The organism is Rhizobium sp. KDH_Rht_773_N (assembly GCF_052946295.1).
The window spans coordinates 524,173-537,171 of record NZ_CM129525.1; the positions used below are offsets into that span (position 1 = coordinate 524,173).

Here is a 12,999-nt window from a genome sequence, read left to right on the forward strand (position 1 = left end):
TTAGAACCGATGCATCGAAGGCGGCCTGAGGTCCGCGCCATTGCTCCTCACGTCGTTTTTCTGTAACCAGCGGATACGAAAAACGACAGGAGACCGGCATTCATGAGCTTGTTCGATACGGTTCGCAACACGATCGTTCCGGTGCACAAGGAAGGTTATCCCTTCGTCGCCGCCTTCTTCGTCGCGTCGCTCGTATTGGGCTGGATCTTCAAGCCGCTCTTCTGGATCGGCCTCATCCTGACGCTCTGGTGCGCCTATTTCTTCCGTGATCCCGAGCGCGTGACGCCGCAGGACGACGATCTCGTCATTTCGCCGGCCGACGGCAAGGTTTCGTCGATCCAGATGGTGACGCCGCCGGCCGAGCTGAACCTCGGAGCCGAGCCGATGCTGCGCATCTCGGTCTTCATGAACGTCTTCAACTGCCATGTGAACCGCGCGCCGATGCGCGGCCGCATCGTCAGCATCAACTACCGGCCGGGCAGCTTCGTCAATGCCGAACTCGACAAGGCGAGCGAAGACAACGAGCGCAACGGCCTCGTCATCGAAACCCGCCACGGCCAGATCGGCGTGGTGCAGATCGCCGGCCTCGTGGCGCGGCGCATCCTCTGTTTCTCGCATGTCAACGAACCCGTCGACGCGGGCGAGCGTTTCGGCCTCATCCGCTTCGGCTCGCGCCTCGACGTCTTCCTGCCGGCCGGCGCCGCCCCGCGCGTCGCCCTCGGCCAGACGGCGGTTGCCGGCGAGACTGTCATTGCCGAATTCGCCTCGGCAAAGGGTCCGGTCATCAGCCGCCGCAGCTAATTTCGAGGAAAGCGCGATATGGAAACTCCCTTTCCGCCCTTCGAACCGAACGGCCCGAACGACGATTCCGCCCGCGGGCCGCGCCTGCGCGAAATCCCGATCCGGCTCGTCGTGCCGAACCTCATCACCATTCTTGCGATCTGCGCCGGCCTGACCGGCATCCGGCTTGCCTTCGAAGGCCGGCATGAGCTGGCGGTCGCCATGGTGCTGGTCGCCGCCTTCCTCGACGGTGTCGACGGGCGCGTGGCGCGGCTGATGAAGGCCACCTCGAAATTCGGCGCGCAGATGGATTCGCTTGCCGATATCGTCAATTTCGGCGTGGCGCCGGCCCTCGTCGTCTATGTCTACGCGCTCGACGAGGCGCGCTCGCTCGGCTGGATCGCCGCGCTCATCTATACGATTGCCGCAGGCCTCAGACTGGCGCGCTTCAACGTGATGTCGGAACGCGAGAACCGCGCGCCCTGGCAATCGGAATATTTCGTCGGCGTGCCGGCCCCGGCGGGCGCCATGCTGGTGCTGCTGCCTGTCTATCTCGGCTTCCTCGGCCTTGCCACCGACCGGACCTTCGCCTTCCTCTCCTCCGGCTATACGGTCCTCATCGCCTTCCTGCTCATCAGCCGCCTGCCGGTCTGGTCCGGCAAATCCGAGAGCCGGATGCGGCGCGATCTCGTGCTGCCGGCCATGCTCGGCGTCGTGATCTATGTTGCGCTGCTGATGAGCTTCACCTGGGAAGTGATGGTCTTCACCGTCTGCGCCTACCTCATTTCGCTGCCCTTCGGCGCGCGAAAGTGGAAGCGCAAATACGGCACGCTGACCATCGAGGAACCCGGTGTCGGCGAAGACGATATCGGCCGCCATATCTGAGCGCCTACTTTATTAAGTAAGTATTAACGAACGCAGGCTTCGGTTAAGCCTCGCGAATTATGCTTCGTGGTTACATTTCCTGATGAGAAATGCCTCTCTTTTGTCGCTATTAAAGACAAAAGAACAAATCACATAAGATTCTAGGGAAACACGTAAGGAGAGTATCGTGACCTCGAAGAAGTCGGAACAGCAGCAGGCAGCCAAGCCGGACCTGGCGACCAACTACCGCCCGCTCGGCCTCAAGGCCGTGGCTGCGGCCTCGATGATGGCAAAACCGGCACCGGTCAAGAAGCTGGCATAAGACGCGCGAGCCGGCAGGTTGCCGGCAGGCGCCCAAGGATGCCGGCCATGATATCCGGAGCCCGCCATATGGCGGGTCCGGCAAAAACACGGGCAAGCGCACACCGTCCCGGCCCAAGACCGGACGGGCAGAAATTGCCGTTGTTCCAGTCGACAGAACCGGGTTTCAGAAGAAACTGAGCTGAGCCTCGTCAGGCGCTTTCTTCTCGGGCGGCTTCGGCTGCCGTTCGAGCGGCACCTGCTCCTGCAGGTCCGGCCCCATATTGGCGACCTTGTTGACCTTGTCCGAGACCGGGATGGCTTCGAAGAAATCCTCCTGAACCGGCTGCATCAGGTCCGTGACCGCGCGCGGCTCCTGCGTCTTGCAGTCGAGCCAGCGGGAAAAATCCTCCGGCTGGATGACGACGGGCATGCGGTCGTGGATCGACGCGATCGCGCTGTTGGCCCTGGTTGTCAGGATGGCGCCGGTATCGACCTCGGACCCGTCGGCCGAGGACCATGTTTCCATGAGGCCGGCAAAGGCGATGACGCCGCCGCGGCGCGGGCGGATCCAGTAGGCCTGCGCCTTCTCGCCGCTTTCCTTCGACGGGCGATGCCATTCGTAGAAGCCGGAGGCCGGGATGAGAATGCGGCGGTGGCGCATGGCGGCGCGGAAGGAAGCCTTGCCGATTGCGGTTTCGGCGCGCGCATTGATCAGCAGCGGAAATTCCTTGGGATCTTTCACCCAGCCCGGCGTGAGGCCCCAGCGCACCAGCAGAGCGCGCCGATCCGGCAGGTTGCTGCCCGGCTCGTGCCCCTCGCCGGCGATGACGACGAGGATCGGCTGCGTCGGCGCAATGTTGTAGCGCGCCGGAAAGCCTTCCAGCTCGGCGAGGCTGAAGGCTTCGGCGACAGTCTTGACCGCTTCCGTCAGGGCAAAACGTCCACACATGCCGCTGTCTTTGCACCCTGCCCGGCAGCGGTCAAGGCAGCGCGGCCAAAAGCTTCAACTGCGCGGTGCAAAAAGGATGACGGCCGTGCCGGCGAGGCAGATCAGCGCGCCGCCGATATCCCAGCGGTCGGGAACGCGGCTCTCCGCCAGCCAGAGCCAGAGCAGGGAGGCGACGATATAGATGCCGCCATAAGCGGCAAAGGTGCGGCCCGCAGCCTCGCTCGGCACCAGCGTCAGCAGCCAGGCGAAAAGCGCCAGCGACACGATGCCGGGCGCCAGCCACCAGACGGGCTTCGCCAGCCGCAACCAGGCCCAGAAGGCGAAGCAGCCGGCAATTTCGAAGAGGGCGGCAAGGGCGTAGATCAGGTAGGTCACGGGCGTCTCGCGGGAATCGTGGCGCCATATTCCACGCAATGGCGGCGGTTGCGCAAGGTGAGCCGCCCGTGGGATAAGGCGGCATCACAGCCAAGCGTGCGATGCCATGACCTCAGAAGCCAGACCCGCCTCCTCCGCCATCCTCGAACGCGATGGCCGTTTCCTCCTCGTGCTCAGGCGAAACCCGCCTTCGGCCGACATGTATGCCTTTCCCGGCGGACGCGGCGAACCGGGGGAGACGCCGGAAGAGACGGCGCTGCGCGAATTCCTCGAGGAGACCGGCATCCAGGCCCGCGACCCGCGCCTGTTTTCCACCTACGACCTGAAGACGCATGCGCCCGACGGCAGTGTCAGCAGCCATTTCTTTCTCTCGGTCTTCCGTGTCGAGGCGGACCGCCATGCGGTGGCAGCGGCAGCCGACGATGCGGCCGACCTCGGCTGGTACAGCGTGGAAGAGATCCGGCGCATGCCCGTGCCGCAGAGCGTGCTCGAATGCGCCGAGCGGCTGGCGGCCGGTAAATGATGCCCGCACGAGAATAGAAGTGGAAACTGCCGCATCCGCCTTGTTCCTGTCATGCTCCCTGTATCAACTGGGAGCATGATTCCCGTTCGACGCGTTGTCTTGTCATCATTCGTCTTTGCCGGCCTCGCCTGGGCCGGCACCGCAATGGCACAAGGCGGGGCACAGGGCGGCAAAAATGCAGCGCCGCCGCCGGAGGAGATCGTGCCGCAGGTTGCGGCCGTGCCCTATGACGAGAAGCTGGCGCGGCTGGCGGAGGTCTTGGGCTCGGTGCATTACCTGCGCACGCTCTGCAAGGCGCCGGGGGCGGACGAATGGCGGGCCGACATGCAGCAACTGCTTGATTCTGAAACGAACGGGGAGCCGCAGCGCAAGGAAAAACTGACCGCAGCCTTCAATCGCGGCTACCGGGCATTCGCCTCGGTTTATACGGATTGCACGCAGGCGGCCATCGTGGCAGAAGAGCGCTACCGTAACGAAGGTGCAACACTTGCCACAGAAATTACTTCGCGCTTCGGAAATTAACGTTTAATTAACCTGTTTTCGCATGCGGACGTGTCGTTTTGGGAAAAGGCTGTTAGTGTTGTTAACGCAGCGGTAAGACATGAGAAGTTCTGAGGAAAAGACGATGGAACCAAGCCTCAACGACATCGACGACATGATCGTCCACGAAAAGATGCAGGCGGCTCTGGAATACCAGAACGAGGCATGGGCCGACGGCATGGCCGATGGCATCGAGCCTGAAATCATCGCTGACGCCGCGATTGCTCATGCGTTGCGCGAGACGATCAGACTGCATGGAGAAATCAGCGCCGAGACCTTGCTCGACTCGCTGCGCGACCGCATGCTGGCAGGTGAGTTTTCCACCAACAGGACCCTGCAATAGGAAATACAGAGAGTTTCATGCGTACCGGTAAAGATATTTCCTCGCGAATTTTGCTCGCGCCGGTCCTGCTTGCCGTCGGCCTTGCCGCTGGCAGCATGATGTCCGCATCTTCCGCTTACGCGCTTTCCGAACTTCAGAAGATCCCGGGCCAGCCCGACGCGCCCGCCACGGCGCAGCAGGGCCAGCAGCCGGCAGCGCCCCAGAACGGCTCTTCCGGCATTCCCCAGCCCGACCCGCTCGTCAACAAGGACGGCGGCCAGAGCGTCGACAAGACGCCCGGCGCATCCGACGATTCCAAGCCCGTCGAGGTGATCTACGACATCAGCAAGGCGCCGGAACCGGTGCGCAAGATGCGCGAGCAGATCGTCGAGGCGGCCGCCTCCGGCGACCTGGAACGGCTGCGGCCGCTGATGGGGACCGGTGCCGACCAGACGCAGGTGACGGTCGGCGAACCGACCGACGATCCGATCGGCACGCTGAAGGACCTTTCCGGCGATCCCGACGGCGACGAGATCCTTGCCATCATGCTCGACGTGATCTCGACCGGCTTCGTGCATGTCGGCCAGGGCACGCCCGAGGAAATGTATGTCTGGCCCTATTTCGCCGAAAAGGACCTGAAATCGCTGACGCCGCCGGAACGCGTGGAGCTGCTGCGCATCGTGACCGCTGGCGATCTCTCCGACATGCAGGAATTCGGCGGCTACAATTTCTATCGCGTCGGCATCGCGCCCGACGGCAAATGGAAGTTCTTCACCGCCGGCGACTGACGCTGCGGCGCTTGCAGCTTCCGCTTCAAAGACTTACCTCTGAGCGATCACCAACGCGACAGGTTCCGCCATGCCAGCCGTATTCCTGAAAGACCGCTCGCTCATTGCCGTCGGCGGGGCCGAAGCGCAGTCCTTCCTGCAGAACCTGATTACCACCGACATCGTCTCGCTCGCCGGCGACGAGGCGCGGCCCGGCGCATTGCTGACGCCGCAGGGCAAGATCCTGTTCGACTTCATGATCTGGCGTGACGGCGAGGGATTCGTCATCGAGACGGACGCCTCGCAACGCGAAGCCCTGCTCAAGCGGCTGACCATGTACCGCCTGCGCGCGCCGGTGACGCTGACGGCGATGGCCGAGGACGGCGTTACCGTTTCCTGGGGCGAGGACGCGGGAGACGGCGTCAAGGACAGCCGTTTTGCCAAGGCCGGCACCCCTCTCATGCGCCGCCCCGGCCGGCATGGCAGCGACGATGCGAGCCTCTACGAGGCGCTGCGCATTGCCCATGGCGTGGTCGCGTCGGGGCCGGATTATGCGCTGCAGGATGCCTTTCCGCATGACGTGCTGATGGATTTCAACGGCGGCCTCTCCTTCAAGAAGGGCTGCTATGTCGGCCAGGAAGTGGTGTCGCGCATGCAGCATCGCGGCACGGCGCGCCGCCGTGTCGTGACCGTTTCGGCCGAAGCCGCACTGCCGGCCAGCGGCACCGAAATCACCGCCGGCGGCAAGCCGGTCGGCGCGCTCGGCTCCGTCGAGGGAACAAGCGGACTGGCGATCGTGCGCATCGACCGCGCCGGCGAGGCGATGGCCGCGGGCACGCCGCTGCTGGCCGGCAATGTTGCGGTCACGCTCAGCCTGCCCGCCTGGTCCGGGCTCAGCTTCCCGACTTCGGCGGACGAGGCCAGCGCGTGACAAGTGCGAAGCCTCCCCGCGCCTGGCAGCGCATGCTCTCCGGCCGGCGGCTCGATCTGCTCGACCCCTCGCCGCTCGATGTCGAGCTTAGTGATATTGCCCACGGGCTTGCCCGTGTCGCCCGCTGGAACGGCCAGACCTCGGGCGACCATGCCTTTTCCGTCGCCCAGCACTGCCTCGTCGTCGAGTTCATCTTCCGGCATTTCAATGCGGCGACACCCGGCGATTGCCTGATGGCGCTGCTGCACGACGCGCCGGAATATGTGATCGGCGACATGATCTCGCCCTTCAAGGCGGCCGTCGGCGGCGGGTACAAGACGGTCGAGAAACGGCTGGAGGCGGCCGTGCACCTGCGCTTCGGCCTGCCGCCCCACCCTTCCCGCGAACTCAAGGACAAGATCAAGAAGGCCGATACGATCGCTGCCTATTTCGAGGCGACGGTGCTTGCCGGCTTCACGCCGGCGGAAGCGCAGAAATTCTTCGGCCAGCCGCGCGGCATCACGCGCGACATGCTTTTGATCGATCCGTTGCCGGCGGTCGAAGCGCAGCGCCTCTTCTGCGAGCGCTTCGCGGAGATCGAGACGGCCCGAGGGATGGCGCCGTGAGCGTGATCGTGGTCTGCCCGCTGGCGCGCATCGCCGAAATGGCCGTGCGGCACAAGGCGCGCGAAATGATCAGCCTGATGGCGAAGGAACAGGCCTTTCACCGGCCTGCCGTCATCCAGGCCGACCGGCACCTGCTGCTCAATATGAACGATATCGCCTTCAAGGGCACGGGCGATCTCGTGGCGCCCGACGAAAGACATGTGCGGGCGATCATCGATTTTGCCGCCGGCTGGCATCAGGAGGCGCCGCTGCTCGTGCATTGCTGGATGGGCGTATCGCGCTCGCCCGCCGCCGCGCTGGTTGCGGCGCTGTCGCTGGCGCCCGAGCAGGAGGACGCAGCCCTTGCCCGCCGGCTGCGGAGCGCCTCGCCCTATGCGACGCCGAATGCGCGGATCGTCGAAATCGGCGATGCGCTGCTTGGCCGGGGCGGCCGGCTCGTCGATGCCGTCAAAGCGATCGGCCGTGGCGCGGAGGCCGACGGCAACGCGCCCTTCGTGCTGCCTGTCAGCGACCGTTGACCGGCTGACGCCCCCGGCCTTTTCCTCTGCATTCCGGACGCGAAACCGGTTCCCGCTTTTGCCGGAATTGCTCCACGCCCTCGACGCGCACAGGCGATCTGCCACCGGCGCCGCCCGGATAAAAGGCAAGAAAAAGCCGGCCAGGCGGCCGGCTGGTCATGCAGGCTGACGGATGAGGTCAGGCGGCGATATCGAGATCGAATTCGCCGTAGGTGTTGCGATAGATCTGCATGGCCTGATCGTCGCCCCCAGGGGCAACCTGCTGCAGCGCATAGGGAACGGCCGTGCCGGCCGCCGAGCCGTTGTCGCGATATTCCATCATGAGCGCGACGAGGCTGCTCGGATATTTCGGCTGCGCATTGTCGGCGTCATCGTCTTCGAGAAATTCCCTGATGATGCCGGGCTTTTCCTCCGCCGCTCGTTCGGTGCGGCTCAACACGCCGTCACCATTGGCATCGAGCCGCGAGAGCGTTGCCAAATATGCATAAGAGATGTCTGAAACTGATGAAAGAGCAGTCATACAAACCTCCGTTCACCGCTTCTTCCGGTGAGAGTCTGTACGCAGTACGCGGGTGGAAAACATTAGGAACGGCTTGTTGGTTAAACTGATTTGCGGCTTCGGTCAATAAGCTGTTAACTCCCGATTAACCATGGTTGACAAAGTGTAACCGCCTCTTGCAGCGGCACTCCCCGTCTCGCGGGCGCGACCGGGTTTCCTCGTTATTTCAGTAGTTTGCGAGATACAAACTAATTGCCGGCTAGGTATAAAGAGAGGCTCGGTTGCAACCGATTATTAATCCGAGCGGTAGAAGATGCCGTATGCGGTTGCCGGAAACGGTCACCTGCTGCTTATAAAAAGTGATTTTTACATCCATTTTAGAAAGGTCTTTTTTATGCCCGGCGCGATATGGCACCTTTGCCAATCGAAGACGCCTTCGCCTTTTGCCATGCTTCCACCGCAACCGTCCCGCGAGGGGACTTCCGCGCATGAAAGCTGAGTCGCTTTTCTGGCAACAGTGCACGCAGGCCGTCACCGACGACGGATCGATCGATGCAGAGCATCTGATGGAGCTCGTCATCGCGACCTATCGCAGCCATGAAAGCGACTACGAGGAAATCGAGCGCAGCGCCGAAGCGCTGCTTGCCGAAAACCGCGAACTGAAGAACGCCTTCGGCCTGACCACACAGGCGCTGGCCGAGCAGCGCAAACTCTTCGAAATCGTGCTCAACAACCTGCCGCTCGGCCTCAGCGTGTTCGACGCCGACCAGCGGCTGACCCTTTCCAACCTGCGCTTCTGCCAGCTCTTCGGCTTCAGCGGCGACGATGTCGCGCCGGGCGCGACGATTGCCGATCTGAAGCGGAAGACGCGCGGCAGCGAGCAGGCCGACGCCCGGCCCCGCGGCAGGAAGGAAGGCCAGCAGGCCGCTTCGAAGGCGGGGCGGCGCATCCGCCGGCGCGAATGGCTGATGGATGACGGCCGCATCATCCAGAGCGTCGTCACCATCCTTGCCGACGGCAGCAATATCGCCATCCATGCCGACGTGACCGAAGACCGAAGGGCGGCCGAGCGCATTACCTACCTTGCCCATCACGATCCGCTGACCGGCCTGCCGAACCGTATCCGCTTCCGCGAGCAGCTGGATGCGGCCCTTGCCGAGCGCGGGCAGGACGAGCAGATCGCGCTCGTGCATCTCAACCTCGACCGGTTCAAATCGATCAACAATACGCTCGGCGTTTCGGCCGGCGACAAGATCCTGCAGCAGGTGGCGGAGCGCATCCGCGCCTCGGCCGGCTCGGAGAACATCCTTGCCCGTCTCGGCTCGGACGAATTCGCGATCCTGCAGACGGGCCGCCAGCAGCCGTGGAACATCACCGCACTTGCCGACCAGATCCGTCGCGAACTCAGCGAGCCCTTCTTCCGCGGCGACAAGCAGGTGGAACTCAGCGTGTCCATGGGCATTTCGATCGCCCCCGAGGATGCGGTGGAGACCGACAAGCTGCTGCGCAATGCGGCCGTTGCCCTCTCCCACGCCAAGGCGGACGGGCGCCGGCGCGAGCGTTTCTTCACCGGCGAGATGGACGAGAAGATGCAGGCCCGCCATGCGCTGGAGGCCGACCTGCGCGCCGCCGTGCAGAACGAGGAATTCGAGCTTCACTACCAGCCGCTCTACGACCTGACGCAGCATCGCGTCTGCGGCTTCGAGGCGCTGATCCGCTGGAACCATCCGGCTCGCGGCCGCGTCTCGCCAATGGAATTCATTCCGCTGGCCGAGGAAGTGGGCCTCGTCGTCGATATCGGCCGCTGGGTTTTGCGCCGCGCCTGTAACGATGCAGCGCAATGGCCGGAGGATATCAAGATTGCCGTCAACGTCTCGGCCATCCAGTTCACCAGCAGCGACCTGCCGCAGGATGTCGGCGAGGCGCTTGCGGCGGCGGGACTGTCGCCCTCGCGCCTCGAGCTCGAAATCACCGAAAGCGTGCTGATGGAAAATCTCGACGAGGCATTGCCGATCCTGCATGCGCTCAAGGAGCGCGGCATCCGCATTTCCATGGACGATTTCGGCACCGGCTATTCGTCGCTGAGCTACCTTTCGAGCTTTCCCTTCGACAAGATCAAGATCGACAAGTCCTTCGTCAACGACATCGTCGACCACAAGGAGGCGCATGCGATCATGCGCGCGATCATCCTGCTCGGCGACGCGCTCGGCATGCGGGTGACCGTGGAAGGGGTGGAAAGCGCCGAACAGATGACGCTGCTCGAACGCGAGGCCTGCGACGAGATCCAGGGCTATTACATCAGCCCGCCCAAACCCTTCGGCGAGGTGGCCCAGATGCTTTGCATGCCGCCGAAGAAGAGCGACAGCGTCACACCGCTCGCCAAGATCCGGCGCTGATCCCGGACCGTTGCGACTCGCCGGCCAAGACGCTATCGACGGGATACGATCCCTCTCGAAAGGCGGAGACGACGATGTTCAAGGCCGAAGCCTTTTCTCCCCACGAGTCGCTGGCTGCGGAACTGATCGCGCATGCGACCGAGGGAGACGACGGCTCGCACGACCTTGCCCATATCCTGCGCGTCTTCCGCAACGCCATGCGCATTCACGCGGCCGAAGGCGGCAGGGGCCGCGTGCTGGCGGCGGCCGTGCTTTTGCACGATTGCGTCGCCGTCGAGAAGAATTCGCCGCTGCGCGCCCAGGCCTCGGCACTCGCCGCGCAAAAGGCCGCGCGGATATTGAAGGAGCTTGGCTGGGGCGAGGAGGATATTGCCGATGTCGCCCATGCCGTGACCGCGCACAGCTTCTCGGCCAACGTGCCGCCGCAGACGCTGGAGGCAAAAATCCTGCAGGATGCCGACAGGCTGGATGCGATCGGCATGGTGGGGGCGGCGCGCTGCTTCTATATAGCGGGGCGGCTCGGATCGGGGCTCTACGATCCTTTCGACCCTGCCGCCGAGGACCGGCCGTTCGACGACAAGCGTTACGCGATTGACCATTTCCAGACGAAGCTGTTCAAACTGGCGGACGGTTTCCAGACCCGGACCGGCCGCGAACTGGCCGCCGCCCGCGACAGGAGCCTGCGTGAATTCCTCGCGGCATTTATGGACGAAATCTGACCGGAAGAAACCCAGGAGCCCTTGATGCGCGTCAGTGAACTTTTCATCTACCCGCTCAAGAGCGCCCGCGGCATTGCCCTGCCCTTTACCGAGATCGACGCCTTTGGCCTGCCCGGCGACCGGCGCGCCATGGTGACGGACCCGGACGGACATTTCATCACGCAACGCGAATTGCCGGCCCTTGCCCGCATCGACGTACGGCCGGAGGCCGGCAGTTTCCGGCTGCGGATGGAGGGCAGGCCCGAGATCGGTGTGGCGCCGCCGCATCCGGACCGGCGGCTCGACGTGACGGTCTGGAAATCGCTGGTCAGCGCCGCCCTTGCCGACGACGACAGCAATGCCAGGCTTTCGCAATGGCTCGGCCGCGAGGTGAAGCTCGTCTTTTTCGACGCCGCGGCCAGACGCACGGCCAATGCCGAATGGGCGGGCGAAGGCACGCCGGTGACATTTGCCGACGGCTACCAGATCCTGGCGACGACGACGGGATCGCTGAAGGCGCTCAACGCCGATCTCGCCGCCCATGCCGAAGGCGGCGTCGGCATGGAGCGTTTCCGGCCGAATATCGTTATCGACACGGACGAGGCCTGGGCCGAGGACCGCTGGGCGGCCATCGAGATCGGCGGCATCCGCTTCGATCTCGTCAAGCCCTGCGCCCGCTGCATCATGACGACGCAGGACCAGTTGACGGGTTCGCGCGACGTGGCGAACCCGATGCCGGCCATGGGCCGCATCCGCATGTCGGGGGACCGGCGCGTGCCCGGCCCGCTCTTCGGCTGGAACGTGACCCCGCGCGGCACCGGCCGGGTCGCGATCGGCGACGCGGTGACGATCGTCGAGGCACGGCCGGAAGGCTGGCCCTTCAAGGTCCGGGCGCAGCGATAGCCTCAGACGCCTGCCAGCGCGGCATCGATCTGCGCCATCACGTCAGCCGGCAGGGGCCCCTTTTCGAGCGCACCGGCATTTTCCTCCACCTGCGCCACCGTCCGGAAACCGGGAATGGGCAGGGTGCGCGGCGAACGTGCCCACAGCCAGGCGAGCGCGCCCTGGGTCAGCGTGCGCCCGTCAGAGGTGAGCAGGCTGCGCACGGCATCGAGCCTTGCCGCGAATTCCGGGGCGATGCGACCGTCCTTGAAATAGACCATCCAGTCGAGGGCTGCGCCGCGCACGTCCTTGGCGCCGACGGCCTTGTCCGGCGTGAACTTGCCGGTCAGCAGGCCCATGGCAAGCGGGCCGCGGTTGATGGAAATCAGGCCGTTCTTCTCGACGACCTCGATCATCTGCGGCACCGGCTCGAAGACGTTCATCGTATGCTGGATCGAGACGAAGCCCGGCCGGCCGGCGTGGCGGGCGGCGCGATCGGGGAAATCCGTGCTCCAGCCGAAAGCGTCGATCTTGCCCTGCGCCCGCAGCGCCTGCAGCGTATCGAAGACTTCGTCGGACTGTTCCAGCGGGAAATCGTTGAGATGGAACTGCAGGAGATCGAGGCGCTGCCGCTTCAGCCGGCGGAGCGATGTCTCGACGGACTGGCGGATGAAGGCCGGATCGGCAAAGGCACCCGTCGCCTGCTTCGTTTGCGGATCGGTGGCAAAGCCGAATTTGGTGGCGATGACGATATCGGCGCGATTGCCGATGGCCTGTCCCAGAACCTCTTCCGAATGGCCGGCGCCGTAATTGGAGGCGGTATCGAAGAAGCGGATGCCAAGGTCGATCGCGCGGTTGATCGCGGCAATGGATTCGTTGTCGTCCACCTCGCCCCAGCCGAGCGGCGTGTCGCCGGCGAAGAACGGGCCGCCGATCGCCCAGCAGCCCATGCCGAGGCGGGGAACCTCCTGCCCGTTCCAGAGCGTGATGGTGGTCGATGTATCGGGCCTGGTCAGCATGGCTTCCTCCTTGAACAAACATGTCCGG

At 64.2% G+C, this 12,999-nt stretch carries 16 protein-coding genes and 1 pseudogene; 13 read left to right on the forward strand and 4 right to left on the reverse strand.

Going from position 1 to position 12,999, the window contains the following annotated elements; genetic code table 11:
* Positions 1 to 99: 99 nt before the first annotated feature.
* The 3 genes and pseudogenes from ACU8HS_RS02705 to ACU8HS_RS02715 all read left to right on the forward strand — a co-directional run.
* Positions 100 to 801, forward strand: a pseudogene (locus ACU8HS_RS02705) (phosphatidylserine decarboxylase); the annotation flags it as partial.
* 18 nt (positions 802 to 819) lie between these two features.
* The gene (gene pssA, locus ACU8HS_RS02710) at positions 820 to 1,665 is read left to right on the forward strand and encodes a CDP-diacylglycerol--serine O-phosphatidyltransferase (protein WP_112565823.1); all 846 of its coding nucleotides are present in this window, start codon (positions 820 to 822) and stop codon (positions 1,663 to 1,665) included.
* A gap of 166 nt (positions 1,666 to 1,831) precedes the next feature.
* Positions 1,832 to 1,966, forward strand: coding sequence for a hypothetical protein (locus tag ACU8HS_RS02715; protein ID WP_018115574.1), 135 nt, complete (start codon positions 1,832 to 1,834; stop codon positions 1,964 to 1,966).
* 165 nt (positions 1,967 to 2,131) lie between these two features.
* Here the strand turns inward: ACU8HS_RS02715 and ACU8HS_RS02720 are convergent, their stop codons facing one another.
* Positions 2,132 to 2,896, reverse strand: a complete 765-nt coding sequence (locus ACU8HS_RS02720) for an SOS response-associated peptidase (protein WP_113412442.1) — start codon at positions 2,894 to 2,896, stop codon at positions 2,132 to 2,134.
* A gap of 54 nt (positions 2,897 to 2,950) precedes the next feature.
* Positions 2,951 to 3,271 carry a YnfA family protein gene (locus ACU8HS_RS02725; protein ID WP_447015354.1) on the reverse strand — a complete coding sequence of 107 codons (321 nt, stop codon included), beginning with the start codon at positions 3,269 to 3,271 and terminating at the stop codon, positions 2,951 to 2,953.
* A 106-nt stretch (positions 3,272 to 3,377) separates the two neighbouring features.
* Between ACU8HS_RS02725 and ACU8HS_RS02730 the strand changes: the two genes are divergently transcribed.
* From ACU8HS_RS02730 to ACU8HS_RS02760, 7 genes are all read left to right on the forward strand, one after another.
* Positions 3,378 to 3,794, forward strand: a complete 417-nt coding sequence (locus tag ACU8HS_RS02730; protein WP_113412443.1) for an NUDIX domain-containing protein — start codon at positions 3,378 to 3,380, stop codon at positions 3,792 to 3,794.
* 51 nt (positions 3,795 to 3,845) lie between these two features.
* Positions 3,846 to 4,316, forward strand: a complete 471-nt coding sequence (locus ACU8HS_RS02735) for a TIGR02301 family protein (protein WP_447015355.1) — start codon at positions 3,846 to 3,848, stop codon at positions 4,314 to 4,316.
* 103 nt (positions 4,317 to 4,419) lie between these two features.
* Positions 4,420 to 4,677, forward strand: coding sequence for a hypothetical protein (locus tag ACU8HS_RS02740; RefSeq protein ID WP_112565808.1), 258 nt, complete (start codon positions 4,420 to 4,422; stop codon positions 4,675 to 4,677).
* A gap of 17 nt (positions 4,678 to 4,694) precedes the next feature.
* Positions 4,695 to 5,444: a hypothetical protein gene (locus ACU8HS_RS02745; RefSeq protein WP_112565805.1), complete on the forward strand. Its 750-nt coding sequence runs from the start codon at positions 4,695 to 4,697 to the stop codon at positions 5,442 to 5,444.
* A 70-nt stretch (positions 5,445 to 5,514) separates the two neighbouring features.
* A complete protein-coding gene (gene ygfZ / locus ACU8HS_RS02750; RefSeq protein WP_447015356.1) occupies positions 5,515 to 6,354 on the forward strand; it encodes a CAF17-like 4Fe-4S cluster assembly/insertion protein YgfZ in 840 nt (279 codons plus the stop codon).
* Positions 6,351 to 6,959, forward strand: a complete 609-nt coding sequence (locus ACU8HS_RS02755; protein WP_447015357.1) for a YfbR-like 5'-deoxynucleotidase — start codon at positions 6,351 to 6,353, stop codon at positions 6,957 to 6,959. The genes ygfZ and ACU8HS_RS02755 overlap by 4 nt, the downstream gene beginning before the upstream one ends.
* On the forward strand, positions 6,956 to 7,477 hold the full coding sequence (locus ACU8HS_RS02760; RefSeq protein WP_447015358.1) for a tyrosine phosphatase family protein: 522 nt from the start codon (positions 6,956 to 6,958) through the stop codon (positions 7,475 to 7,477). Before ACU8HS_RS02755 ends, ACU8HS_RS02760 begins: the two co-directional genes overlap by 4 nt.
* Positions 7,478 to 7,655: 178 nt before the next feature.
* Here ACU8HS_RS02760 and ACU8HS_RS02765 read toward each other — a convergent pair whose 3' ends face one another.
* Positions 7,656 to 7,997 (reverse strand): hypothetical protein, encoded by a 342-nt coding sequence (locus tag ACU8HS_RS02765; protein ID WP_113412446.1) that lies wholly within the window; start codon positions 7,995 to 7,997, stop codon positions 7,656 to 7,658.
* 467 nt (positions 7,998 to 8,464) lie between these two features.
* Between ACU8HS_RS02765 and ACU8HS_RS02770 the strand changes: the two genes are divergently transcribed.
* The 3 genes from ACU8HS_RS02770 (at position 8,465) to ACU8HS_RS02780 (ending at position 11,973) form a co-directional block, all read left to right on the forward strand.
* Positions 8,465 to 10,372: a putative bifunctional diguanylate cyclase/phosphodiesterase gene (locus tag ACU8HS_RS02770; RefSeq protein ID WP_447015359.1), complete on the forward strand. Its 1,908-nt coding sequence runs from the start codon at positions 8,465 to 8,467 to the stop codon at positions 10,370 to 10,372.
* Positions 10,373 to 10,446: 74 nt separating this feature from the next.
* A complete protein-coding gene (locus ACU8HS_RS02775) occupies positions 10,447 to 11,091 on the forward strand; it encodes an HD domain-containing protein (RefSeq protein WP_112705010.1) in 645 nt (214 codons plus the stop codon).
* A 24-nt stretch (positions 11,092 to 11,115) separates the two neighbouring features.
* Entirely contained in the window at positions 11,116 to 11,973 is an 858-nt protein-coding gene (locus tag ACU8HS_RS02780) for an MOSC domain-containing protein (RefSeq protein WP_447015360.1), read from the forward strand.
* Between the two features lie 2 nt (positions 11,974 to 11,975).
* On the opposite strand, the gene ACU8HS_RS02785 is transcribed toward ACU8HS_RS02780, so the two are convergent.
* Positions 11,976 to 12,971: an aldo/keto reductase gene (locus tag ACU8HS_RS02785; RefSeq protein ID WP_112565781.1), complete on the reverse strand. Its 996-nt coding sequence runs from the start codon at positions 12,969 to 12,971 to the stop codon at positions 11,976 to 11,978.
* Positions 12,972 to 12,999 lie beyond the last annotated feature (28 nt).

Coding starts and splice junctions, on each gene's coding strand:
- ACU8HS_RS02730 (WP_113412443.1), top strand. CDS start 3,378: ATGACCTCAGAAGCCAGACCCGCCTCCTCCGCCATCCTCGAACGCGAT.
- ACU8HS_RS02785 (WP_112565781.1), bottom strand. CDS start 12,971: ATGCTGACCAGGCCCGATACATCGACCACCATCACGCTCTGGAACGGG.
- ACU8HS_RS02720 (WP_113412442.1), bottom strand. CDS start 2,896: ATGTGTGGACGTTTTGCCCTGACGGAAGCGGTCAAGACTGTCGCCGAA.
- ACU8HS_RS02780 (WP_447015360.1), top strand. CDS start 11,116: ATGCGCGTCAGTGAACTTTTCATCTACCCGCTCAAGAGCGCCCGCGGC.
- ACU8HS_RS02740 (WP_112565808.1), top strand. CDS start 4,420: ATGGAACCAAGCCTCAACGACATCGACGACATGATCGTCCACGAAAAG.
- ACU8HS_RS02765 (WP_113412446.1), bottom strand. CDS start 7,997: ATGACTGCTCTTTCATCAGTTTCAGACATCTCTTATGCATATTTGGCA.
- ACU8HS_RS02770 (WP_447015359.1), top strand. CDS start 8,465: ATGAAAGCTGAGTCGCTTTTCTGGCAACAGTGCACGCAGGCCGTCACC.
- ACU8HS_RS02735 (WP_447015355.1), top strand. CDS start 3,846: ATGCTCCCTGTATCAACTGGGAGCATGATTCCCGTTCGACGCGTTGTC.
- ygfZ (WP_447015356.1), top strand. CDS start 5,515: ATGCCAGCCGTATTCCTGAAAGACCGCTCGCTCATTGCCGTCGGCGGG.
- ACU8HS_RS02745 (WP_112565805.1), top strand. CDS start 4,695: ATGCGTACCGGTAAAGATATTTCCTCGCGAATTTTGCTCGCGCCGGTC.
- pssA (WP_112565823.1), top strand. CDS start 820: ATGGAAACTCCCTTTCCGCCCTTCGAACCGAACGGCCCGAACGACGAT.
- ACU8HS_RS02775 (WP_112705010.1), top strand. CDS start 10,447: ATGTTCAAGGCCGAAGCCTTTTCTCCCCACGAGTCGCTGGCTGCGGAA.